This is a genomic window from Chryseobacterium sp. ON_d1 (assembly GCF_006829085.1).
In the GTDB taxonomy this organism is placed as follows: domain Bacteria; phylum Bacteroidota; class Bacteroidia; order Flavobacteriales; family Weeksellaceae; genus Chryseobacterium.
Genome location: NZ_BJTC01000005.1, coordinates 30,503 through 56,415, shown reverse-complemented (window position 1 = coordinate 56,415; position 25,913 = coordinate 30,503). Strand labels below are relative to the sequence as shown.

Here is a 25,913-nt window from a genome sequence, read left to right as displayed (position 1 = left end):
TTACAACTGTGAAAACTTTTCTCTTTAAATTTAATTATTTAAACACTAACTTCAAAAACCATCATTGTGTCATTCGTGAAAAAATTAGATTATTAGTGTTGAAAAAATCTAAACACAAATTTCACAAATGCAGACACTAATATTCACTTATTTTTATTGTTTGATCTGTGAAAAAATCTGAGTTATTCGGGTTAAAAAACTAGTTCAGGGTTTTATATTCACTCGGAGAAATACCAACTTTGGTTTTGAACAGCCTTGTAAAATGCTGCGGATATCTGAACCCTAAATCATAGGAGATTTCACTGATTGTTTTTGCCTGATCCAGAATTTGTTCTTTAGCTATATCAATGAGTTTATTGTGGATAAATTCCTGAGCAGAAATCCCCAGTTCTTTTTTTATCAGATCTCCGAAATAATTGGCAGACAGATTCAGTTTTTCTGCAAAATAATTGACCATGGGAAAACCAATGTTCTTAGGATTTTCAGATTTCAAGTAATCATCAACTAAATTTTCAAATTTTCCGATTACCCCCTGGTTAATATGATCTCTGGTAATAAACTGACGGTCATAAAAACGCATACAGTAGTTCAGGAACAGTTCAATATTATTAACAATTAAAGATTTGCTGTGCTTGTCAATTGCCTGCTCCAGTTCCAGCTTAATATTTTTAAAGCAGTCCAGTATAATTTCTCTTTCCTTTTCTGAGAGGTGCAAGGCTTCGTGTACATCATAAGAAAAAAAAGAATAGTCTTTCATATTCTTCCCTAAGTTGGTTCCTTTTATTAAATCAGGATGAAAAATCAAGGCAAAGCCTGCAGGCTGAACAAACCTATCTTTATTATAAATTCCATAGGTCTGCCCCGGAGCAATGAAAACCAATGTGCCTTCCTGATAATCATAACTGTGTTTTCCATACTGCATGTCTCCACACATGACATCTTTCAGAAAAACGGTATAAAACCCAAATTTTCTTTTATATTGGCATATAGGATCTGATTTGGAAAAATCAATGATACTGACCAACGGATGTAAGGTCTCATGATTTGCCATTTTGTTGTATTCCGAGACCGTATTATAGATTTCAACCTCCTGATTTTCCATGAAGTACATTTTTATTACCACCCAAAATTACCATTTTCATTCGTAACTTAAATGATGTATGTAAAATTGGTAAGTAATTCGGTAATCTGTATAAGTTTTGTTTATGGAAAAGTTTCGATTTTTGTTCCGTTATGGAAACTTTTAATACCAACATTTTTCCGAAAGGGGAAAAGGCTCCTTCAGATTATTTCTCCGGAGGAACAGCATGGGTTCATATTCTGAAACCCAATGAAGACAACCTGAACTGCCAAATCGGGAATGTGATTTTCGAACCTGGAAGCAGAAATAACTGGCATTCACACCAGGGCGGACAGATTTTAATCGTAACGGCAGGAAAAGGATATTATCAGGAAAAAGGAAAGCCTGTACAGATTTTAAACCCTGGAGATATTGTCAGTATTCCTTCTGATGTTATACACTGGCATGGAGCCGCTCCTGATAGTGGTTTAACCCATATTGCCATTAATCCTAATACTCAAAACGGGATTGTAGAATGGCTGGAGCCTGTCACGGATGAAGAATATAATAATGTATAATCCTAAATAAACTAAATATAAAAAAAATGAGTACAATCACAGTAAAAGCTTATGGTGCAGAGTCTACCACAGCAGATCTGAAAGAAATGAATATTGAAAGAAGAGAGGTAACCACAAAGGATGTAGAAATTGAAATCCTATACTGCGGGGTATGCCACTCTGACCTTCATACCGCAAGAAACGACTGGGGCGGCTCTTTGTATCCTGTAGTTCCGGGACATGAAATCGTAGGAAGAATCACAAAAGTAGGAAGCGAAGTTTCTAAATTTAAGGTAGGCGATCTTGCCGCTGTAGGCTGTATGGTAGATTCATGCGGACATTGCGACAGCTGCCAGCACGATTTGGAACAATATTGCCAAAATGGATTCACAGGGACTTATAATGGAAAAGATAAACACCTTGGCGGCCATACTTTTGGAGGATATTCCCAGAAAGTAGTCGTTGATGAACATTTTGTTTTAAGTGTTCCTGAAAATTTAGATTTGGCGGCAGTAGCTCCACTTCTATGCGCCGGAATCACTACTTGGTCTCCGTTAAGACACTGGAATGCAGGTCCGGGTTCAAAAGTGGCCGTTGTAGGATTGGGTGGTTTAGGCCATATGGCTATTAAATTGGCAAAAGGCTTAGGAGCAGAAGTTACTTTATTCTCAAGAACTCCGGGAAAAACGGATGATGCCAAACAGCTTGGAGCAGACCATGTAGTGATCTCTACAGATGATTCGCAGATGGATGCTGTAAAAGGTAAATTTGATCTTATCATTGATACGGTTCCTTATGAGCACGACATCAATCCTTACATGCAGACCCTTTCTCTGAACGGAACGCTTGTGCTTGTAGGATTCGTAGGTGAATTCCAGGAAACTGAAGTAAGTACAAGACCTATGATCTTCCAACGCCGTTCTGTAGCAGGGTCTTTGATCGGAGGTATTGCAGAAACGCAGGAACTGTTAGATTTCTGCGGAAAACACAATATTGTATCTGATATTGAACTGATTAAAATGCAGGATATCAACAATGCATATGAAAGAATGCTGAAAAGTGATGTAAAATACCGTTTCGTCATTGACATGCAGTCTTTATAATTCTTCTGTAAAATAGTAACAGAACAGGCGCCTCAAGTGAAGCGCCTGTTTTTATTTTTTTAGATTCTGGCTAAAAGCATTCTGATTCTGATTTGTTATATATCTGTTTCCTTCAGCACATTGATTATGATTTCTTTCCATATCGTGAAAGGCCCATGCAGCCATGGCATCAATAACGGGAGCAAGCTCATTACCAGCCTCACTCAATTTATAGGTCACATGGGGAGGCACTACAGGCTTTGCTGTCCTGATAATTAAGCCGTCCGCTTCAAGCTGTTTCAAGTGTTGGATCAGCATTTTTTCTGTTACGGCAGGAATTGCTTTTTTCAATTCACTGTATCTTTTTTCCCCTGTGGAAAGATTGAACAGGATAATCGGTTTCCAGAATCCGCCAATTCTTTCCATAACATACATTACAGGACAGTCCTGCACTGTCTTTTTATTCTCCTGAATGGTGGAGCTTTCTTTGATGGCTGTCATAATTACATACTTTAGGGTAAGTACTTGTATAAAAGTAAGTACAAATATAACTTTGTTCTCAGAAATAAAAAAATATTTTACCTATGAAAATAGTAATCACAGGATCATTAGGAAATGTAGCTAAGCCATTAGCCCAGCAATTAATTGCCGACGGGCATACTATCACAGTCATAAGCAGCAGCAATGCAAGAAAGCAGGATATTGAATCTATGGGTGCTACCCCAGCCATAGGATCTGTCACAGACGTTCAGTTTTTAACACAAACATTTGAAGGAGCGGACGCTGTTTTTGTTATGACCCCTCCTGCTATCAGCCCGGATAGGATTGTGGAAAACACAACGGATGTCGGGAAAAATTATGCTGAAGCCTTAAAAAACACCCAGGTAAAAAGAGCCGTAATGCTAAGCAGTGTTGGGGCTGAATCGCCTGTCGAAAACGGTCCTATCGCAGGACTCCACAATATTGAAAAGCTCTATAATGAAGTAAAAAATACCTCTTTTACTTTTCTGAGAGCCGGCTATTTTTATAATAATTTTTTCAACGACATTCCATTAATTCAAAATGCGGGAATCATTGGAGGGAATTATCCTGAAAGTGTAGAAATACCAGTCGTACATCCGAATGATATTGCCAAGGCAGCGGCTGAAGAACTGGTAAAAGCAGAACATATCAACAATATCCGTTATATTGTGAGTGATATAAGAAAAGCCTCAGATTTTGCAAAGGTCTTAGGAACATCAATAGGCAAACCAGATCTTCCATGGGTAGCATTCTCTGATGAAGATTCTTTAAACGGAATGCTTCAGGCCGGATTGCCGGAAGATATGGCGAAGCTTTATGTTGAAATGGGCAGGGGAATAAGAACCGGTGTTGTTCAGAAAGATTTTATTGATCATGGCTCTCCTGTTACAGGCAGTGTTAAGCTAGAAGAGTTTGCTGAAGAGTTTTCTTCCAGGTTTTAATTTCTTTTATATTGAAACAAAAGTCCCAGACTGCAGTTAAAATAAGTTTCGGCGCACCTTTGGTGCGCCGAAACTTATTTTAATCATCCTATTTTAAATCCCGGGATTATTTCTTTTTTTTCAGAATTCCTTTTAAAACTTTCAGTTTTCCATCAATAGGCTGATCTATTTTCAGCCCTAAAACTTCAGCTACCAAAGGATAAACATTGACGTTGGCAAATTCACTGATCACCAGATTATTTTTAAATTCCGGTCCCCAAGCAAAAAAAGTAGCCTTCATTTCCGGTACTACTTTAGGGTCGTAGCCATGCTTTCCAACGGATGATTTCTTGCCCTTTTCCAGGAAAATTTTTGGTGCTTTAGGAATCAGAAGAATCTGTCCTATTCTGTTATATTGATCGTCTCTGGTCGCAAAATGCAGGTATCTGGGAAGTTTTTTATCAAGATATACTTCGTAATCATCTGTTTTATTGGCTTTAAGTTCTTGATAAACTTTTTTTACCTCATCCTGATTTTTAACGTAAACTCTTAACAAAGTCTGGGAATTGTAGAAATCGAATCTGTTTTTATCAAAAAGAATAGTCGGAATTTCCAAAGGAGTACCACCGTCTACTTTAATCATTCCGTGATCGGAAACAAAAACAAAGTTGACATTCTTTAAGCCCAATCCGTTTACTTTCTTTACTAGATCTCCTACTGCCTGATCAATCAGATGAACGGCATTTTCTGTTTCTTTGGTATCCGGACCGTAATGATGCCCGCTTCCATCCACTTCAGGGAAATACAATGAAATAAAATGAGGTCTTTTATCTTCTGGCAATTTCAGCCAGTTAACCACTTTTTCAACTTTTTCAGAAGGTGTGAATTTTTCGTGGTATGGGTAATAATAAGTTGGCCTTATTCCTCCTGCATCACTGGCAGATCCTACCCACATTAAAGAGGCTGATACCATTCCCTGTTTTTCAGCAAGTCCCCAAAGCGGAATTCCCCCATACCAGCTTCCGTCTTCAGCATTTTTCTTACTACTCAAGGCATATCCTTCTTTTCTCTTGTAATCATAGAAAAAATTATCAATCAAACCATGATGAGAAGGGTAAAGTCCTGTAATTAAACTCCAGTGGTTAGGAAATGTTATACTTGGATAGCTTGGAATCATTGCTTCTGCTTTTACACCACCATTAGCTAAATTCAATAGGTTTTCAGCATTATACTTCCGGGCATAATCATAACGGAAGCCGTCCGTAGATATCATAATCACATAAGGCTTTGACTGTGCCTCGGTACTGTTTTGCCTTCCTGGGATGACTACCTGGGCAGTATCAATATTCACCTGTTGTGCAAATGTCGTAAAAGAAATCAGCAACAGTAAAAAATGGATTCCTCGCTTCATTGTTTTAAATTTTCCGCAAAGTTACATTCTATACTTCTGCCTGAAAAGTTTAGGAGATTAAAAGTATATTAAAACCTGTTATTTTTTTGAATCAAAATTAAGTTCATTCAATTGCCCTTTTCATTTCAAATTGTGTCAGCCAATTGTCCAGCCCTATTTTTTCGCGAAGGAATTTGCTGGTGCTTACTGAGGAATCATCTACATTATTTATGGCTATAGCCTGTCCATCATTTTTTTCTCTGATCGCATTAAAAAGTTTTGTGCCAATCCCGCGGTTTCTGTAATTCTTATCTACAGCAAACTGATACACTTTTTTTGCTACAGGGCCATAAATAATATACCCCACCAGTTTCTCTCCATCGTAAGCCCCTAAGGTAATATAGTTTTCCGGCATTGGGTCCAATACGAAAACAGATCCCTGCCACGAAGGCTCAATATCCCAGAAAGAGCATAGCACCTCCCAAGGATAATCTTTCAGTTCACTTATGGCAACTTCAGCATTTTCTTTTCCCTGTTGAATACTTCCTCTAAAACAAAGCAGTCTCCGGGCAATGGTAAAACCTAAATTTTCATAAGCTCTGATCGCCTTATTATTTCCTTCAATGACTTCAAGCAGCAATGTATTGACATTCCTTTCCTGTAAAATGGGAATTAGAAAATCATACATTTTTCTCACCAGTCCTTTTCCTCTGCTTTCCGGAACAACTCCCGTTCCACCATTGTAGATCATCTTTTCACCATTTTCAACTTTTTCAGACTGAAGGATAAAGCCAACGAGTTTTCCCTCTTCGAATGCTCCGGCGGATAAATTCATGTCTAATTTTTCTGCTGCAATTTTTGAGACAAGCACCTCTTTCGTTAAGTGAAAAGGAATAACATAATCTGAAAATGAATGATTGAACACTGATAAAAGTTCATCTGTTGTGATATTGGCTAAAGTTTTAAATTCCATTGGCTGTAAAAGTTATATGGCTGAGAAGCTGTCTTTTTTGTTAACAATCCGGATATACACAAATATATGAATTTTAAAGCAATCCCCCTGAAACCGGTACTTTGTGAAAAAAATGATACCCCTGAAATCTCAGAGGTATCCGTTTTAAAATATTTAGGTGTGTTTTTTCTGAAAAATTATTCTTTAATCAGTTTTTCGTAAGATGTAGTTCCATCTTTAAGCAGGATTTCAACATAATAACTTCCTGATCTCAAATCTTCAACACTGATACTTTCGCTTTCAGGCTTTAGTGATTTTACCTTTCTGCCGGTTGCTTCGTAAATATCAACAGATTTTATTTTATCAAAGTTTTTGAAACTTACTGTTGCTTTAGCAGGGTTCGGATAAAAATTTACCTTTTTGCTGTTGGCCGCAATTTCATTGGTTGATAAAGAAGCTGCAGTCATCGTCAGCGTTGCGTATCCTCTCCCTGCATCATGATATCCTAAGGAAGTTCCGCCACTTTTACGGGAATAGAAGATATTAATAGTCCCTGCAGCATTGGCAATGGCAAAATCTCCAGCCCCTCCTGAAAGTGATCTTGTCGCCACTACAGTTCTTGTAGATCCGGATACGGTATTGGAAGTCTGTGTCCAATCCTGGGCTGCATCAGCATTAGGAGTTGTCATTCCGACAAATGTATAATCTCTGTTAGCTGACGAGTTGTAAATAAATCCGTCTGATCCTGAAGCCATCCCCACAGTTCCAAATCCAATTCCTAACATAGAATTACTGTCACCAGTTACTGTAATGGTTACTCCTGAAGGTGTTGTATCTAATTTCACCGTCATGGAAGTTGCCGGTAAATTTACCGTTCCGGATGAAAACTGTGCCAATGCAAAATTGGCCATCAATACGCTAAGCGCTAGTAAAGTTTTTTTCATATCAATTTTTTAAAAGATTAATAATTTCCTTATTATTGGTTTGTAATGCATATTCAAAGGGTGTCATTCCCATTGAATCTTTCTTTGTTTTATCTGCTTTATATCTAAGCAGCTGTTCTATCAGCTCTTTATTTCCGAATTTTACGGCCCAGAATAAAGGAGTATATCCGGTGGCATCTGCAATATTAGGGTCAGCCTTTTTCTTTAAGAGATGCTCTACCAGTTCCTTATTATATTTTATCGCAAGACCAGCCAGAGCTGTTCCTTCACGGCTTTTATAATTTACATCTTTTACATTGTCGATCAGAAAATCGGCAACGTTTACATTTCCTCTGTAGCAGGCTAAAATAAGGGGCGAAAATCCCCCTTCATTAACCTGATTAATCACATCCGGATTCTGCTTCATCAGTTCCTGTACTTCAGCTACAGTTCCGCTTCTGGCAATATCAAATATTGATTTTGCTTTTTCCTGGGCAGACAGCAATGAGCTCAGCAGCAATCCTACGATCAGAATTATACTTCTCATTGTTTTACCATTACGTAGTTGTATTCAATATTTACATTTTCAGCAACTTTTTTGGTAACCATTTTAGGAATGGTCACTTTATAATCTGCCGGTCTTGCTGCAAAAGCACCCTGCATATATATTTTTCCATCTTTGGCGTATAATGTGGCTGCTGAGGTAACTGCTTTATCCACTCCATGGAAATTAAGAGTACCCTGAACTGTATATTTCTGTGGACTTGCGGAAAGCTTTGTCTTATCAAAATTGACAATTTTACCTTTGAAAGTTGTTTTAGGGTATTTTGCAGATTCAGCATAACTCTCGTTGAAATGCTCTTCCATTAATTTGGTTTTAAAATGGAAGTTTTTTACAGTTGAGACTGATGCCATTTCACCATTATCTGCATTCAGAATCACAATATTATTATCATCCTGGGCGAAAATATCATCAAACAAGGGTACTGAAGCCTCAAAAGTTACCTTTCCTGTTTTAGAACTGTATTTTTGTGCTGAAACATACCCTGCAGAAAGCAGTAATATGCTTAATAATGCTAATTTTTTCATATCAATTTTTTTTAATTTTCATTTAATCCGTCCGCTTTCCACTTGATAAAAATGTTGATCTGGGCTGCAGATAACGATCCTCCCTGCGGCATTTTACCGGGATCTCCATTAGGCCTTTGGATGCGGTCCAGAATTCCGTCTATATTGTTTTTTACCTGATCATAGGTAACCAAAGGTTTAAAACTCCCTGCGGAATGACAGCCTATACAGCTGTTATCTACAATGGGTTTTACATCTGCTGTATATTTTACAGTTGCTGTAATAGGTGTATTAACAGAAATTTCTTCATATGTTCTGCTGTCGCAAGCCGTCATTATAACTGCTGACGACAATATCAATAAGGATGTTAGCTTTTTCATATTAAAAAACTCTATAAAGATTAAACCCAAAGAAAATATGTCCCTTTCCCCATGCCCCTGTGGCATTGGTAAGATATCCGATGTCAGAATTAATCTGGGAATTTGTCAGTAAAAGCTGGAACACATGTCCTCCGGTTTCTATATCTACCCCTAATGATAATGGGTTTTTATAAAAACTGTGATCATCGAAATTCACAAAGTATTCTGCATTTACAGAAACTCTTTTTGAAACTTTATAGCGTCCTCCCAAACCTGCCAAAAACTGATTTTTGTTTTCAATATTAGGTTCGTAAAGGTTTTTATGAACAAAGGATGGGGTAAGCTGTAAGGAAAGCTTATCATTGAATCTTCTTGAAATCAATGCCTGGGTAAGATAGGAAAGCCTGTCGCTGAATTTCAGGAGTGGATAAGTATCTTTCTTCAGCTCCGTATTGGCTGCCATTACATTATACCCCACAATATCAACCGGGAAATTTTCATTTTGTCTTACCAGCCTGTATTTTACTGCTCCTTCAAACGTTTTCATATTCGTTTCTCTGGACAGGCTGACTGAAACAGCATCTGAAATCCCGTAGATAACACCCAGCTTGGTTGAGGCATGATCCAGACCAAAAAAGTCTTTGAATCCTGCACTTATATCTCCAAATCTATGGGCAACCACAATATACCATTCTTTTTTAGCTGCCAGTTTTGTGGACTGTCCGGTGGCAATCTGAAGAGCTTTGAAGGCGGGTTGTGAAGTTTCTGTATTGGTCTTTACGGTGTCAATATCTTTCAGCAGATCTTCCTGCGCAAAGGTAAGACCTGAAGAAAATACCAACAAAAATAAGAGAGTTTTTGTCATATACAATTTGAATTAAATTACGGTATGACAAACTTATTGAGTTCTCAATTCAAAATCAGGTGATAAAAGTCACCGACTGAATTGTTTTTATCAATAACAGATATAATCTTTTCGAACAATTTTAATTAGTCTGATCTAACATTTTCATTTACAAGCACTTTTATCCCGGCCTTCGTTTGTAAAATATCCCCTTCATTTTCAATTTTTTTCATCACACGGCTCACGACTTCCCTGGAAGTGCCTAAACTGTTTGCAATTTCACGGTGTGTTATTTTAATAGGATTGTTTCCTGTGGATAAAATCTGCTGTTTAATATAATTCAGAACCCTTTTGTCAAGTCTGTGGAAAACTGCATCATTGACCATATTCATGACCTCAGAGAACCTGCGGTCATATTCATGGTAAAAAACTTTATTGATTTCCGGAAATTTGACCAGCCATTCATGTATTACTGATACAGGAATCAGGATTGCTTTGGAATCTTCTTCCGCAACAGCATATACCCGGCTGACATAATCCGTAAGAATGGAAGAAAATGTCATCAGACAGCTGTCTTTTGGTTTAATATAATAATAGATAAGCTCTCTCCCATCATTAAGCGTGAAAACTCTGATGGAGCCTTTTATAAGAAAAGGCACAAACTTATTTTTCTGTCCTTCCCTTATAATTTCCGTTTTTGCTTTTATGTCAATCATAACAGCATGCTTTTCCATTTCAGCTAAAAAATCGGCACCTAAGAAGCCAAATTTATTTACGACAAAAGACCTATCAATCATATGCTCTACTTTTTCTAAAACAAAGATATAAAATTGCTATATCGATAGTATATTTTTTTATTTTATTAAAGAAAATTAACAATTAGACCAATTCAATATGTATTTTATGGATGATTTTATGATTCAATATAAAAAAACCACAGTAAAGAACTGTGGCATTTTTATTGAGCTGTATAAAAGCTGTTTATGAATATAAAATATATTCTAGAATCTGTATTTTACATTGAGGCCGTAAAAGAAATAAGCTTTTCCAGGACCCGGATTGAGATCTGTAGGAACGGTATAATTACTTCCTTTATCTGAATCATTGATATTATTTCCTAAGAATAAAAAAGTATAATTGGTCTGGCTGGTAAGATTATTGCCCATTACATATAGATCCAGATCCAGTTTATTGAATGACTTTTTAAATCCTAATTTTGAATTAAACAATCCAAAGCCCTTTACCAAATTCGCATTGTTAAAATCAGAATAAACATTTCCCAGATAGTTATAGGTATTCACAAGATAAAATCCTGGTTTGGTAAAAATATCCAAACCTACAGCGTATTTATTCCTCGGAACTCCTACTACTGTTTTATGGTCGTATACCATTAGTTTTCCTACAGTCTTTCCTGTAACAGGATCTTGATATTTAGGATCATAGATTGAAAAATCTTTATATTTTGTATCGTAATAAGAAAGATTTATAAAGGGAACGATTCTTTCAATAAAAGAATCTTCTGCTCTGTATTGATACCCTACACTAAACTCAAGTCCGCTATTTTTCTGGCTTCCGGTATTGCCCCAATATGTTTGTCCACTGGTATTACCCGGTAAAAGTAACTGTGTAAGTTTATCAGAATAGTCGATTCTGAATACTGAAATACGGTAATCCAGCCTGGTATTGAGTAAAAGACCATGCACACTAAAATCCAACATTCTTGCACGTTCCGGCTTTAAGTCATCATTCACCGTATTGGTCGCTGTTATAAATGAAGAAACTGCGGTAGGAGAATTATAACCTTCACTATAGCTTAGGTTAAAGATCTGGTGTTTCCATTCCTTCTGTAAAGCAAAGTGTGGAGTATATGCCATATCATATTTCTTGTTGAAAGATTGATCTTTACGTCCGGCAATCAACCCTGGCAATGCAAAAAGGTCTTTCCTGTCATAGTTGGTTCTGTTACCGCTTATTCCTGCCAGCAACGTAAGTCCCCAGGGTTTATATGTAAGATAATCAATAACAAAATAGGTAGATTGGTTATTATTATACTTGAAATAAGATGCCCCGGACATTCCTGTGGTCAGTAATGGTTGTGATGGATTAGACCCATCGAAGCGATAGCTGGAAGTTGTGGAAACAGAATTCTGTATCTCTGCTCCGAAATCTAAGCGGTTTTCAAAATCTTTAAATTCATTCTTTAAAGTAAAAGTAGAGCGCAGCCCTACATTTGGAGAACTTGTAACTCCGTATGCCCCTGCTGAAACGCTTTCTGTATTTGCATTATAGTAAAATAAGGTCGTATAGTTTCTAAAGTTTGAAGTAAGATTTACCGAATTACTGAGTCCTACTCTTGTCGATTTTATTTTTGTGCCGGCATTTTTACTGATATAGGCTGCATTTCCGTTGTCGATACCCGCATAATAATCAGCGTAAGAAATCTGTCCTGAAGTATGTTCATAGGAGTAAGCCTGACTGGCAAAGAAGCTCAGCTGGTCTTTTTTGCTTAATTTCACCGTACCGTTTACATTGAAAAAGTTTTTTAAACCTCCTCCGTTTGGACGGTATCCCTCTGTTTCAAGATGTCCGTATGCAGCGCTTATTGAATAGTTTTCATCCGCAACGTTCAGTTGTGTCCTTGACTGAAAAGTTTTGAAAGCACCAAACATTGCATTTTCTGACACCGATGCTCCTTTTGTAAAATCCGGACGCGTGTAGAAACGTACTGCTCCGCCTACTCCACCTCCATACATTGTTGCTGCCGGACCTTTGATTACTTCAACATTGGTTACATAAGCAAAATCAACATCATCCAGAACGGTGATCCCTTCAGCATTTGTTAAAGGCATATTATTCCAGTATGCTTTTACACCCCAATTATTAAATTTCTGATCATTTCCGTACCCTCTCAGTACGAGTCTCTGTCCTCCGAAATTAGTCCGTTTATCTACCTGAAGCCCTGGCATTGTGGATAAAGTCTGATCTATAGCTGCAGGATTATTTCTGTTAAGATCTTCTTCTGAAAGAGTTTCTACTGACTGTGCATGTCTTTTGAATTCTGCACGTTCCTGTTTAATTTTTTTTCTTCCAAGGATATTGACCTCATCAATTGATCCTTCCTGTGTCTGCTGAGCATTTGCAACAGTACAGCCTAACAAAGCTGCTATGCATATATATTTTTTCATTATTTAAATTGATTACCATTAATATTATATTTTCACTTTAGCATAAGGCAGTCTCCGGTGGAGGAATAATAATGGTTAAATAATGCGTGTTTTCCAGTTGGTTATAGTGTAAAGAAATTGTTTCTAAAAACTGATTTGAAAAAAAACGGAATTCTTTTTTTTCAAGAATAGCGGTGGAGCCTGGTGTCTTAAACAGACCTTTATTGTGTCCGGGAAGATCAATCTGCAGTTTTAAACATGTTTTTTTAAAAGTGAATTTTTTCGAAAAGTCTAATAAAGAATTGATGATAATATCTTTTTTATCAATATAGCAGAAAAAATATTTCTTCCCATTGACAGTGCTTACTTTAATGATATCATAGGAAAAACCATGAAGCGTAAATTCTTTATCTTCTTTCCATTCTGCTTCCGTGAGATCTTTTTCCGTAAAACAGACCGTTTCTGATTTTCTGAAATTACTGTGGGCAATACTGCATTGGGTCTTTTCATAAAGCGCGCTCTTTACGTGGGAAATAACAGAATACATCACATTGCTGAATAATATGATAACCGGAATACAGAGAAAGATAAAAAGTAGTTTTTTGTTCAAAGAATGAAATAGATTTTATGGCGCAGGCTCTTCAGATGACTCTACAGATACAAATTTTTGAAAACCTATTCTATGCAATATCTGTGATCCTTTTACAGTATACTCTATCCAATTATCTTTTGGATTTAATTTTTGAGGAACAGGATTATCTATGGGAGCTCCTGCCGGCATTTGATCAGCAGTCTTTATATCATCATTTTCATGGGGAAGATTGCCACTTATTATTATTGTACTGTCTATATTATTTTGTACAAACGGAATTGTATTTCCTTCTGCTTTTAAGGATTTAACCGTGATGCTGCTGCTTTTATTTTTTTTCTTCAATTTAACAGTATATATGACTCCCTTTACTCCGGCTCTTCCTCCTATCCATTCTTTTTTTTCAGCAGAGATAACGGATACTGTCTTATCCTGATATAAAGAGGATACCGGCATCCCGCAGGAAGCCAGCATCCAAAATAATATTAAATACAATTGATTATTCATTTTCTAATCATCATCACCACCTGTACGTCCTAATACCAGGAAGTTACCACTATATACGATTTCACCTTTAGACTCGGCTTTCAAAATATAATTTCCAGGTACAAGTTTTTGGCCGAACTCTTCATCAGACTTCACATTTTTCTTACTGTATACCAATCTTCCTGAGCCATCCACAATGCTTATATCCACACTGCTGTATTTGGCAGTATCAAATCTCAAATGGGAAATCCCTTTTGAAGGATTCGGATATATAAGATTCATATTCTTTTTGGATTTGGTTTCCGTTGTTGACAAAGGAGTTACTGTATTCTGAGTTGTCCATGCACCTCTGCCGTAAGTGGAAACCAATACTGTTTTGGTAGCAGGTCTGTAATCTAAATTGGTAATTCTTACATTTCCTATATTCCCTGTTACTGATGCCCATTCAGGTGTTGTCGCAAGGAAATTGGTGGTTCCCCAAACTCCCATTTCTGTTCCTACCAGCACTTCATTTGAATTGTCCGGATTTCTGAGTACCGTTCTTACCGGCATGTCAGGAAGATTTCCTTCTTTGTTCTGCCATGTTGTTCCGCCATCTGTAGAATAGAAAACACTGGTAAGGTTATAATTCGAGAAGGTTACAATAATTTCATTTTCGCTGGCTCCAAATTCTATGTCAGAAACAGTTCCTGTTACCGGTGATGTTAGCAAAGTGGCCGTATATGCTGTGGTATTGGCATTTGTTACTTTAAAGATTCTCCCAAGATTGGTTCCTACAAAAAGTGTTGTAGATGCTGTAGTATAGGGGGATACTTTCATCCATGAAATCTGCTCTCCGGATTGTGCAGTTCCTACAGTAACCACATTATTGGTAAAAGATGTTGCCGTTGCAGATAACCCACTAGTTCTGAAAAGCGTAAGTCCTGAACGGTAAGAATAGAAGACATCGTTGTTTCTGTCCAAAGCAATTTCGTTTACAAAATGTCCGGCATTTCTGTTGGCACTGCTTATCAGATAATACGTATTGTTCGTTAATAAATAATGGCTATTGTATACATAACTTGCAATTTCATAATTATCCTGATCATCATATTCAGTATACATTCCGTCACCCCCTGTAGCAGATTGGGAAGTCAGAAAATTATTAGCCTGTGGTGCTCCATACAGCCACCATGAGCCATTATCCTGTGCACCTGCCAATAATTCTTCATCAGCTGGCGTTTTTGTCGGATTCAGCATGGCAGAATAAAACTGCGTTACATTATATCGGGTATTTCTTGCAGAAAGACCACCAACAGCACCGATATTTGCTTTGTTGGCAGCATAATAAATTCCTCCGTCATTTCCAAACATCATTTGTCCTGTCGCATAATTATTATAAGGATTGAAAACGATTTCGTGTTGATCAGCGTGTACCTGAGAGACCTGTAAAGCCGCCATATTATTGTTATTGGACCACTTTGAGATCTGCGTCCAGTTCGCTCCGCCATTGACAGATTTATACAGATCGATACCACCAATATACAGGGTATTGTCATCTAAAGGATCTGTTGCAATAATCAGGTCATAAAATGACTGTCCTCTTGTAAAATCATTCGCAGGAATACTGGTATCCGTTGCTGTAGGAAGTGCTAAAACAGGTGCAGCATCATTTGTTGCCTGCCATGTTGTTCCGCCATCCGTAGATTTTGCAATTCTGATCGGCTCTGAAGAAGATGCCCCCTGCATGAATGCATATATTTTATTGGCATCTGTTCTGGAAAGAGTAAAGTTAACTCTCGAACCGCTGCTTCCAACATTATAGACCTGGTTGAAGGTATTTCCATCTGTGGATTTGAAAATTCTGCCTCCAGAATCTATATTTGAAAATCTTGAAGATCTGGTTGAAACCCATACTGCATTATCTGCTCCTATTTCTATCTGCTGAATGGAATATCCGGTGGTACTGGTAGTACCTGTAGTGGTATTCAGAGCAAGCAAGCTGTTATTTTTCGTAAATGTTGTACCTCCGTCTGTAGATTTATACAGCCCAGCCTGGCTTAGCCCCTGCCATCCGTCATTAAAGGAAATCCCAACGTACGAACCGCTTACTCCTGCATAGACTTCAGAAACTCCATTATTATTTCTTACTTTGATATCATTAATATAAAAGTTACCGTTTCTTACTCCGGATGAAGAATAAGTAACCGGAATGGTGAAAATCTGGGTCCATGTTACACCAGCATCCGTTGATTTCCATATTCCCGATCCTACTGCATCAGCAGTTGGAGCTTCTCCTGTTCCTACATACAAAACTTGTGGGTTGTTTGGATCATAAGTAATACTTGAAACGGAAGTATTTGCCCAGAATGTACTTAATGGCTGCCACTCATTAGTTGATACAGAAGGATCCTGGTTTACCCAAAGTCCTCCTGAAACACTCCCTGCAAAAACTCTCTTGCCCGTAGGGTCATTCGGATCGTACATGATTGCTCTTGTTCTTCCTCCTACACTGTAAGGTCCCCTTTCAATCCAAGGTTCATTGATTATTTTGCTGGCCGCAGAAGAAGCATTATGGCTGGAAATAAAAGACATCTGGGTCTTAGCCTTATATTTACCTGTTACGATATCCTGATTTACTTTTACAAGCCCTTCGAAATTGGTTCTCCCTGTAACAGGATCCATTGTTCTCTTATAATCCTCCTCATTGTATAAATTAGGAGGTATTCCTGCCGCTTTTGCATTTTTATGAGCTTTTTTAAGATCTTTCTCATATTTAGCATACAGCTCCTGCAGGTGTTTCTGACTGTCCTTAAGGGTATTCTGCTTTTGTGCATACACATTCATACAGAGTAAGACTGCCGCAATAGGGTAAAGTTTCATTCCATTCAATTTTTTACAAATTTAATCAAGCAATATGATATTTTTTAATTAATTTAGATCAATTATCAATAATTTATAATGAGAATTAACAAAAATATCACAAATTAAATTATTCATATTTAATTGACATATTTTCAAAATAAAATTGTGAAATATGAAAAAAAATAAAAAAAGGAACGAATGAGTGAATTGTTTGTGAATAAAAAAATGCCCCGGCAGAACCAGGGCATTTTTTATTTTATTGTAAAAGAAATCTTACGCTTGTACGTTGTTCCCTCCTAATACGAAAGGCTCAACTTCTTTGATTTCTCCGAACTGCTGCTCGTAGTTAGCGATGTTCTGTTGAAGAGCATTTAATACTCTCTTAGCGTGAAGAGGAGCAAGAATTACTCTTGATCTTACTTTCGCCTGCTGAACACCTGGCATCAACTGAATAAAGTCTACTACAAATTCAGATGGAGAGTGGTTTACTAAAGCCAGATTAGCATAGATACCAGCAGCTACCATTTCGTTTAATTCGATGTTGATGTTTCCGTCTTGTGGATTTTGATTGTTGTCCATTGTTATAAATTATGTTTTTAAAATTCGAAATTTGAGATTGTGAAAATATAAAAATAATTTCAAATCCCAAATTTCAAATCATTAATTTTAGTTAAGGTCCTCGAATTCTTTCTTCGAACCTACAATAACGTTCTGATACTCTTTAAGACCTGTACCTGCAGGAATTCTGTGTCCTACAATTACATTTTCTTTAAGACCGTTAAGATCGTCTATCTTACCAGCAACTGCTGCTTCGTTAAGAACTTTAGTTGTTTCCTGGAATGATGCTGCTGACATGAATGACTTCGTCTGAAGTGCCGCTCTTGTAATACCTTGCAGTACAGGAGTAGCTGTAGCAGGAAGAGCTTCTCTTACTTCTACCAATGCTAAATCTTCACGCTTCAACTTAGAGTTTTCATCTCTTAATTCTCTTGCCGTAATCATCTGACCTGGTTTGAATTCTTTAGAATCACCAGCATCTACTACTACTTTAAGACCGAATACTCTGTTGTTTTCTTCCAAGAAATCATACTTGTGCTCAAGAGCTCCTTCAAGGAACTGAGTATCACCTCCATCTACGATAGATACTTTCGTCATCATCTGTCTTACGATAATTTCGAAGTGTTTATCGTCGATTTTCACTCCTTGTAGACGGTAAACTTCCTGAATCTCATTTACCAGATATTCCTGAACGGCTGTTGGACCTTTAATTCTTAAGATATCTTCCGGTGTGATAGAACCGTCAGAAAGCGGAGAACCTGCTCTTACGAAGTCATTCTCCTGAACAAGAATCTGGTTGGAAAGTTTTACTAAGTAAATTTTTCTTTCTCCCGTTTTAGCCTCAACAATAAGTTCACGGTTACCTCTCTTGATTTTTCCGTAAGAAACTACCCCGTCGATTTCAGTAACCACCGCTGGGTTTGAAGGGTTTCTCGCTTCGAATAATTCGGTAACTCTCGGAAGACCTCCGGTGATATCCCCTGCTTTTGCAGATTTTCTTGGGATTTTGATCAAGACTTTACCCGCCTTAATTTTCTCACCATCATTAACCATCAAGTGGGCTCCTACCGGTAAGTTGTATGCTTTTTGCTCAACTCCTTTAGAGTCTACCACTTTTAAGGTAGGTACAGCTTTCTTATTTCTGGATTCAGAGATTACTTTCTCTTCAAATCCTGTCTGTTCGTCAATTTCAAGCTGGAATGAAATACCCTGGATAATATCCTCGTATTCTACTTTACCTGAAGTTTCAGCAATGATAACCGCGTTATATGGATCCCATCTACAGATCACATCTCCTTTCTTCACTTTATCACCTGGTTTTACAGATAATATAGATCCGTAAGGTACGTTAGCCACCATCAATGGAGTTCTTGACTCATTGTCAGCAACTAATCTGAATTCTGTTGAACGTGAAACCACAACTTCAGCAGTATTACCGTTTTCATCTTCAGAAGTAATTGTTCTTACTTCATCCATTTCAACGATACCATCTCTTCTTGCAACGATAGATGGGTTTTCTGATACGTTTCCTGCAGTACCTCCCTGGTGGAAAGTTCTCAACGTAAGCTGAGTACCTGGTTCCCCAATCGACTGTGCTGCAATTACACCTACCGCTTCACCCATATGAATTACTTTACCTGTTGCTAAGTTTCTACCGTAACATTTTGCACAGATACCTTTCTTAGCCTCACAAGTTAACGGAGAACGAACTTCCACAGCTTCCAGACCTGCTTCTTCGATTTTCTTCGCTAATTCTTCAATGATCACCTGATCAGCACTTGCAATAAGCTCATCTGTTTCCGGATCATAGATATTATGAAGAGATACTCTACCTAAGATTCTTTCAGAGATTCTTTCAACAATCTCGTCATTTTTCTTAAGTGCAGTAACTTCTGTACCTCTTAGTGTTCCACAGTCATCTTCTGTAACGATAACGTCCTGTGCAACGTCTACCAGTCTTCTCGTTAAGTAACCGGCATCGGCTGTCTTAAGAGCGGTATCCGCAAGACCTTTACGAGCACCGTGGGTAGAGATAAAGTACTCTAGAATCGAAAGACCTTCCTTAAAGTTGGCAAGGATCGGGTTTTCGATGATCTCCGCTCCGGTAGAACCGGCTTTCTGCGGTTTTGCCATCAAACCTCTCATCCCTGATAACTGACGGATCTGTTCTTTAGAACCCCTCGCTCCAGAGTCAAGCATCATATATACAGAGTTGAAACCACCTTGGTCAGTTTTCATTCTGCTCATGATCATTTCAGTTAATCCGGCGTTGGTATTTGTCCAAACATCGATTACCTGATTATAACGTTCTGTATCGGTAATCAGACCCATGTTATAGTTAGCTCTAATTTCGTCTACAGCTTCAATTGATTGTGCAATCATCTGCTTTTTCTCAACAGGAACAACGATATCCCCAAGTGAGAAAGAAAGACCTCCTTTGAATGCGTTTGAATATCCTAAGTCTTTCATTGCATCCAGGAACTTCACCGTTGTAGGGAAATCTGTATCAGCAAGGATCTTACCGATTACGTTTCTCAATGATTTCTTGGTAAGAAGTTCATTGATATATCCTACCTGTTTAGGTACAATCTGGTTGAATAGGATTCTACCTACAGAAGTTTCGATCAGTCTTGTTACGATTTGTCCGTCTTCTTTAATTGGCAGTCTACATCTTACCTTAGCATTTAAAGATACTCTACCTTCAGCGTAAGCAATTTCCGCTTCTTCAGGAGAATAGAATGCAAGTCCTTCTCCTTTTACTTTCATAGTCTCAGTAGAACTTAATTCTTTAGTCATGAAATAAAGACCAAGAACCATGTCCTGAGACGGTACTGTAATTGGAGAACCGTTTGCAGGGTTCAGGATGTTTTGAGAACCTAACATCAATAACTGTGCTTCAAGGATCGCTTCTGGTCCTAACGGTAAGTGTACCGCCATCTGGTCACCATCGAAATCGGCGTTGAAGGCCGTAGTTACTAACGGGTGTAGCTGGATTGCCTTACCTTCGATCATCTTAGGTTGGAAAGCCTGAATACCCAGCCTGTGAAGAGTAGGTGCCCTGTTCAATAGTACCGGGTGACCTTTCATCACGTTTTCAAGGATATCATAAACTACCGGTTCTTTTCTGTCGATAATTCTCTTAGCAGATTTTACTGTTTTTACAATACCTCTTTCAATAAGTTTTCTAATGATAAATGGTTTGTAAAGCTCAGCTGCCATATCTTTAGGAATACCACACTCGTGAAGCTGTAAGTTTGGACCTACAACAATTACCGAACGTGCTGAGTAGTCAACCCTTTTCCCTAGTAGGTTCTGACGGAAACGACCTTGCTTACCTTTCAATGAATCAGAAAGTGATTTCAATGGTCTGTTTGATTCAGATTTTACGGCAGAAGATTTTCTTGTGTTATCGAACAATGAATCTACTGATTCCTGAAGCATACGCTTCTCGTTTCTCAAGATTACTTCAGGAGCTTTGATCTCCAATAATCTCTTCAAACGGTTATTTCTGATGATAACTCTTCTGTAAAGGTCGTTCAGGTCAGAAGTTGCGAAACGCCCTCCATCCAATGGAACCAATGGTCTTAGTTCTGGTGGAATAACAGGAAGTACACGCATAATCATCCACTCCGGTCTGTTGATCATTCTTGTATTAGCGCCTCTCAATGCTTCTACAACGTTCAATCTCTTAAGAGCTTCAGTTCTTCTTTGTTTTGAACCTTCGTTGTGAGCTTTGTGTCTCAGGTCGAAAGACAATGCATCAAGATCGATTCTTTTTAACAGATCTTCAACAGCTTCAGCCCCCATTCTGGCGATGAATTTGTTTGGATCAGAATCATCAAGATACTGGTTTTCTACAGGAAGAGTTTCCATGATATCAAGGTACTCTTCTTCTGTAAGGAATTCCATATTTTCAAAATCAGAACCGTCTAATTTCTTAGCAATACCCTGCTGGATCACTACATATCTTTCGTAGTAGATGATCATATCTAATTTCTTAGAAGGAATCCCTAAAAGGTATCCGATTTTGTTTGGTAATGAACGGAAATACCAGATGTGTGCAATTGGAACTACAAGGTTGATGTGCCCGATTCTCTCTCTTCTTACTTTTTTCTCAGTAACTTCTACTCCACAACGGTCACAAACGATCCCTTTGTAACGAATTCTCTTGTATTTACCACAAGCACATTCGTAATCCTTTACAGGACCAAATATTTTCTCACAGAATAACCCGTCTCTTTCAGGCTTGTGAGTTCTGTAGTTAATAGTTTCCGGCTTTAAAACCTCCCCTCTTGAGTCTTGCAAAATAGACTCCGGTGATGCTAAACCGATGGTTATTTTATTAAATCTACTTGATTTATTTTTATTTGACATAATTTTTTTTAGATTTTAGATTTCAGATTTCAGATTTCAGACGAAATCATCATTCCAAATTCAAGGATTATAAAATTCTTAGAGTGTCACAGTCTGACATCTTGTGTCTGACATCTGATATCTTACTCCTCCAATCTTACGTCTAATCCAAGACCCTGTAACTCGTGAAGTAATACGTTGAATGATTCCGGAATACCTGGTTCAGGCATAGATTCACCTTTCGCAATAGCTTCATAAGTTTTTGCTCTACCAATCACGTCATCCGACTTCACAGTCAGGATTTCTCTCAGGATATTAGATGCACCGAATGCTTCAAGTGCCCAAACCTCCATCTCTCCGAATCTCTGACCTCCGAACTGAGCTTTACCTCCTAACGGCTGTTGAGTAATCAATGAGTAAGGACCGATAGAACGTGCGTGCATCTTATCATCAACCATGTGTCCTAACTTCAGCATGTAGATTACACCCACTGTAGCCGGCTGAGTAAACCTTTCTCCGGTACCACCATCATAAAGGTGTGTGTTACCAAATCTAGGAAGACCAGCTTTGTCTGTATATTCAGTGATCTGATCAAGGCTAGCTCCGTCAAAGATCGGCGTTGCGAACTTCATACCCAGCTTCTGACCAGCCCATCCAAGTACAGTTTCATAGATCTGACCGATGTTCATACGGGAAGGTACCCCTAGTGGATTCAATACGATATCTACTGGTGTTCCGTCTTCAAGGAATGGCATATCTTCTTCACGAACGATTCTTGAAACGATACCTTTGTTACCGTGACGTCCTGCCATCTTATCCCCTACATTCAGTTTACGTTTCTTAGCGATGTAAACTTTAGCCAGCTTCATAATACCTGCCGGAAGCTCATCTCCGATTGAAATTGCAAATTTCTCACGGTTTTTAACTCCCTGGATGTCATTATATTTGATTTTGTAATTGTGAATCAACTGTTTGATCAATTCATTCTTGTCAGCGTCTACTGTCCAGTCTGAACCGCTAACGTTTACATAATCTTCAACTGAAGTTAATAACTTGTGAGTGAATTTTACCCCTTTACCGATAATCTCTTCGTCAAGGTCATTTTGTACCCCCTGAGAAGTTTTACCGCTTACCAGTGTATTTAATTTTTCAATTAAAGTATTTCTCAACTCGTCAAACTTAGCCTTGTAAGTGTTTTCAATTTCTTCAAGTTTAAGTTTTTCTTCAGTTCTTTTCTTTTTGTCTTTAATGTTTCTGGAGAACAATTTCTTGTTGATTACCACCCCTCTTAAGGAAGAGTCAGCTTTCAATGATGCATCTTTCACATCACCGGCTTTATCACCGAAGATTGCTCTAAGAAGTTTCTCTTCAGGAGTCGGGTCAGATTCACCTTTTGGAGTGATTTTACCAATCATGATATCTCCAGGCTTCACTTCAGCACCAATTCTGATCATACCGTTCTCATCAAGATCTTTGGTAGCTTCTTCAGATACGTTTGGAATATCTGCTGTCAGCTCTTCCATACCTAATTTGGTATCACGAACCTCAAGAGAGTATTCATCTACGTGAATTGAAGTAAACCAGTCTTCACGAACCACTTTTTCGTTGATTACGATTGCATCCTCGAAGTTATACCCTTTCCAAGGCATGAACGCTACCACTAAGTTTCTACCAAGAGCCAATTCTCCTTTTTCAGTAGCATAACCGTCGCAAAGCACCTGTCCTTTTTCCACTACATCACCTACTCTTACGTTTGGTCTTAGGGTAATGGTTGTACTCTGGTTGGTTTTTCTGAACTTCGTAAGGTTGTATGTTTTAGTAGCAGACTCGAATTGTACTAAATCCTCGTCCTCACTTCTTTCATATTTAATTACAATTCTGTCAGCATCTACGTACTGTACTGTACCTGTACCTTCAGCGTTAATTAAAATTCTTGAATCTCTTGCAACTTGCTGCTCAAGCCCTGTACCAACAATCGGAGCCTGTGGCTTCAATAGAGGAACGGCCTGACGCATCATGTTGGATCCCATCAATGCACGGTTCGCATCATCATGTTCCAGGAACGGAATCAATGAAGCGGAAATACCGGAAATCTGGTTTGGTGCTACGTCGATAAGGTCTACCTGGCTAGGTTCTACTACCGGATAGTCACCATCCAATCTTGCAATAATCCTGTCTGTTTCGAAATCACCATTATCGCTCAATTCAACGTTTGCCTGAGCAATTACTTTAGCTTCTTCATCTTCTGCATTTAAGTAAATAGGATCAGCATTAAGATCGATCTTACCTCCTTCTACTTTTCTATATGGAGTTTCAATGAAACCTAAGTTGTTGATTTTTGCATAAATACCCAAAGATGAAATCAAACCGATGTTTGGTCCTTCCGGAGTTTCAATCGGACAGATTCTTCCGTAGTGGGTATGGTGAACGTCTCGAACCTCGAAACCTGCTCTTTCTCTTGATAAACCACCAGGCCCTAGTGCAGATAATCTTCTCTTGTGAGTAATCTCTGATAATGGGTTGGTTTGGTCCATGAACTGAGAAAGCTGGTTGGTACCGAAGAATGAGTTAATTACAGATGTCAATGTTTTCGCATTTACAAGATCAAGCGGAGTAAAGATTTCGTTATCTCTAACGTTCATTCTTTCCTTGATTGTTCTTGCAATTCTTGAAAGACCTACTCCGAACTGCCCTGCCAATTGCTCACCAACAGTTTTAATTCTTCTGTTTGATAAGTGGTCAATATCATCCACCTCAGCTTTAGAGTTTACCAGTTCGATAAGGTGTCTTACGATAGCAATGATATCTTCTTTTGTAAGAACCTCAGTGGTTGTAGGAATGTTAAGACCTAATTTTTTGTTCAATCTGTAACGTCCAACTTCACCTAAAGAGTATCTCTGCTCAGAGAAGAATAATTTTTCAATGATTCCTCTTGCTGTCTCCTCATCTGGCGGATCTGCGTTTCTTAACTGACGATAAATATACTCTACCGCTTCTTTTTCAGAGTTGGTAGGGTCTTTTTGTAATGTATTCTGGATGATAGAGAATTCATTGCTGTTTTCTTTGTGAATCAGGATTGATTTCACACCAGCATCCAGGATAAGATCTAAATGTTCTTTTTCAAGGATTGTTTCTCTATCCAGGATGATTTCGTTTCTTTCAATAGAAACTACCTCCCCTGTATCTTCGTCTACGAAATCTTCGAACCAGGTGTTCAATACTCTCGCAGCCAATGTTCTCCCTTCTACTTTTTTAAGGGCAGCTTTAGAAACTTTCACTTCTTCAGCAAGGTCGAAGATCTGAAGGATATCCTTATCAGATTCATAACCGATCGCTCTTAATAAAGTTGTTAATGGTAACTTTTTCTTACGGTCGATATACGCGTACATTACGCTGTTGATATCAGTTGTAAATTCCATCCAAGATCCTTTGAAAGGGATAATTCTTGAATAGTATAATTTGGTTCCGTTTGCGTGGTATGTCTGCCCGAAGAATACACCTGGTGAACGGTGAAGCTGCGTAACAATAACTCTTTCAGCACCATTGATAATGAAAGAACCACTTGGCGTCATGTAAGGAACCGGACCTAAATAAACATCCTGAACTACTGTCTGGAAGTCTTCGTGTTCAGGGTCTGTACAATACAATTTAAGTCTTGCTTTTAGAGGAACTGAATAAGTCAGACCTCTTTCCACACACTCATCGATTGAATAACGTGGAGAATCTACCAGATAATCTAAGAATTCCAATACGAATTGGTTTCTGGAATCCGTAATAGGGAAATTTTCCTGGAAAGTCTTGTAAAGACCTTCTGTCTTTCTGGCTTCAGGAAGTGTATCAAGCTGGAAAAATTCTTTAAAAGACTCGATTTGGATATCCAAGAAGTCTGGAGTAATGATTTTTCCTTTCGCTGACGAGAAGTTAATTCTCGGATTTCCCTGAGTTGTTGATTTTGTTTTACTCATAAAACTTTTAAGAAAGGGTTAAAAAATATTTTGATTCATTAAAAAATATCAGAAAAGAACAAAGAAACAAGGCAAAAGTAAAAGGTAAAAGTGTTTTTGGCGCTCACGAAAGACCTTAGGCGCTTTCAACTTTGTACTTGGCTCTTTCTAACTGCAACACTGGTATATCTTTTCACAGCGTAATGCAAAATATTTTCCTTACTTTTGAGGCAGTAATACTGCTGTATTTACAAACAAGAAATCCCCTTCATGCTTTACACAATGAAAGAGCTGATTT

20 protein-coding genes are annotated in these 25,913 nt (G+C 38.1%); 3 read left to right on the top strand and 17 right to left on the bottom strand.

The features are described 5' to 3' along the window. Window positions 1–199: 199 nt before the first annotated feature. Window positions 200–1,102: an AraC family transcriptional regulator gene (locus CRS_RS09225; RefSeq protein WP_142723749.1), complete on the bottom strand. Its 903-nt coding sequence runs from the start codon at window positions 1,100–1,102 to the stop codon at window positions 200–202. A 131-nt stretch (window positions 1,103–1,233) separates the two neighbouring features. Between CRS_RS09225 and CRS_RS09220 the strand changes: the two genes are divergently transcribed. Continuing rightward, the gene (locus tag CRS_RS09220) at window positions 1,234–1,638 is read left to right on the top strand and encodes a cupin domain-containing protein (protein WP_142723748.1); all 405 of its coding nucleotides are present in this window, start codon (window positions 1,234–1,236) and stop codon (window positions 1,636–1,638) included. A gap of 26 nt (window positions 1,639–1,664) precedes the next feature. Beyond that, window positions 1,665–2,720: an NAD(P)-dependent alcohol dehydrogenase gene (locus tag CRS_RS09215; RefSeq protein ID WP_142723747.1), complete on the top strand. Its 1,056-nt coding sequence runs from the start codon at window positions 1,665–1,667 to the stop codon at window positions 2,718–2,720. Between the two features lie 51 nt (window positions 2,721–2,771). Here CRS_RS09215 and CRS_RS09210 read toward each other — a convergent pair whose 3' ends face one another. Next, the gene (locus CRS_RS09210; protein WP_142723746.1) at window positions 2,772–3,200 is read right to left on the bottom strand and encodes a helix-turn-helix domain-containing protein; all 429 of its coding nucleotides are present in this window, start codon (window positions 3,198–3,200) and stop codon (window positions 2,772–2,774) included. An 83-nt stretch (window positions 3,201–3,283) separates the two neighbouring features. On the opposite strand from CRS_RS09210, the gene CRS_RS09205 reads away from it, so the two are divergent. Beyond that, window positions 3,284–4,162, top strand: a complete 879-nt coding sequence (locus CRS_RS09205; protein ID WP_142723745.1) for an NAD(P)H-binding protein — start codon at window positions 3,284–3,286, stop codon at window positions 4,160–4,162. A 106-nt stretch (window positions 4,163–4,268) separates the two neighbouring features. Here the strand turns inward: CRS_RS09205 and CRS_RS09200 are convergent, their stop codons facing one another. The 15 genes from CRS_RS09200 to rpoB form a co-directional block, all read right to left on the bottom strand. Continuing rightward, entirely contained in the window at window positions 4,269–5,552 is a 1,284-nt protein-coding gene (locus tag CRS_RS09200) for an ectonucleotide pyrophosphatase/phosphodiesterase (RefSeq protein ID WP_142723744.1), read from the bottom strand. 103 nt (window positions 5,553–5,655) lie between these two features. Then, window positions 5,656–6,504: a GNAT family N-acetyltransferase gene (locus CRS_RS09195; protein ID WP_142723743.1), complete on the bottom strand. Its 849-nt coding sequence runs from the start codon at window positions 6,502–6,504 to the stop codon at window positions 5,656–5,658. Window positions 6,505–6,680: 176 nt separating this feature from the next. After that, window positions 6,681–7,427 carry a DOMON domain-containing protein gene (locus tag CRS_RS09190; RefSeq protein WP_142723742.1) on the bottom strand — a complete coding sequence of 249 codons (747 nt, stop codon included), beginning with the start codon at window positions 7,425–7,427 and terminating at the stop codon, window positions 6,681–6,683. A 1-nt stretch (window position 7,428) separates the two neighbouring features. After that, window positions 7,429–7,953: an ankyrin repeat domain-containing protein gene (locus CRS_RS09185; RefSeq protein ID WP_142723741.1), complete on the bottom strand. Its 525-nt coding sequence runs from the start codon at window positions 7,951–7,953 to the stop codon at window positions 7,429–7,431. Then, window positions 7,950–8,495 (bottom strand): YceI family protein, encoded by a 546-nt coding sequence (locus CRS_RS09180; RefSeq protein ID WP_142723740.1) that lies wholly within the window; start codon window positions 8,493–8,495, stop codon window positions 7,950–7,952. Before CRS_RS09180 ends, CRS_RS09185 begins: the two co-directional genes overlap by 4 nt. 11 nt (window positions 8,496–8,506) lie before the next feature. After that, the gene (locus tag CRS_RS09175) at window positions 8,507–8,854 is read right to left on the bottom strand and encodes a hypothetical protein (protein WP_228451216.1); all 348 of its coding nucleotides are present in this window, start codon (window positions 8,852–8,854) and stop codon (window positions 8,507–8,509) included. Window position 8,855: 1 nt separating this feature from the next. Next, on the bottom strand, window positions 8,856–9,698 hold the full coding sequence (locus CRS_RS09170) for a DUF5777 family beta-barrel protein (RefSeq protein WP_142723738.1): 843 nt from the start codon (window positions 9,696–9,698) through the stop codon (window positions 8,856–8,858). Between the two features lie 125 nt (window positions 9,699–9,823). Then, window positions 9,824–10,474, bottom strand: a complete 651-nt coding sequence (locus CRS_RS09165) for a Crp/Fnr family transcriptional regulator (protein ID WP_142723737.1) — start codon at window positions 10,472–10,474, stop codon at window positions 9,824–9,826. Between the two features lie 204 nt (window positions 10,475–10,678). Continuing rightward, window positions 10,679–12,862, bottom strand: a complete 2,184-nt coding sequence (locus CRS_RS09160; RefSeq protein ID WP_142723736.1) for a TonB-dependent receptor — start codon at window positions 12,860–12,862, stop codon at window positions 10,679–10,681. Window positions 12,863–12,899: 37 nt separating this feature from the next. Beyond that, window positions 12,900–13,451: a hypothetical protein gene (locus CRS_RS09155; RefSeq protein WP_142723735.1), complete on the bottom strand. Its 552-nt coding sequence runs from the start codon at window positions 13,449–13,451 to the stop codon at window positions 12,900–12,902. Window positions 13,452–13,466: 15 nt separating this feature from the next. Further along, window positions 13,467–13,937: a hypothetical protein gene (locus CRS_RS09150; protein WP_142723734.1), complete on the bottom strand. Its 471-nt coding sequence runs from the start codon at window positions 13,935–13,937 to the stop codon at window positions 13,467–13,469. A 3-nt stretch (window positions 13,938–13,940) separates the two neighbouring features. Next, complete coding sequence (locus CRS_RS09145) at window positions 13,941–16,778, bottom strand: T9SS type A sorting domain-containing protein (protein WP_142723733.1); 2,838 nt, start codon at window positions 16,776–16,778, stop codon at window positions 13,941–13,943. 255 nt (window positions 16,779–17,033) lie between these two features. Next, the gene (locus tag CRS_RS09140; RefSeq protein ID WP_002976436.1) at window positions 17,034–17,339 is read right to left on the bottom strand and encodes a DUF3467 domain-containing protein; all 306 of its coding nucleotides are present in this window, start codon (window positions 17,337–17,339) and stop codon (window positions 17,034–17,036) included. A gap of 87 nt (window positions 17,340–17,426) precedes the next feature. Further along, a complete protein-coding gene (rpoC, locus tag CRS_RS09135; RefSeq protein ID WP_142723732.1) occupies window positions 17,427–21,692 on the bottom strand; it encodes a DNA-directed RNA polymerase subunit beta' in 4,266 nt (1,421 codons plus the stop codon). Between the two features lie 122 nt (window positions 21,693–21,814). After that, complete coding sequence (rpoB, locus tag CRS_RS09130) at window positions 21,815–25,636, bottom strand: DNA-directed RNA polymerase subunit beta (protein ID WP_142723731.1); 3,822 nt, start codon at window positions 25,634–25,636, stop codon at window positions 21,815–21,817. Window positions 25,637–25,913 lie beyond the last annotated feature (277 nt).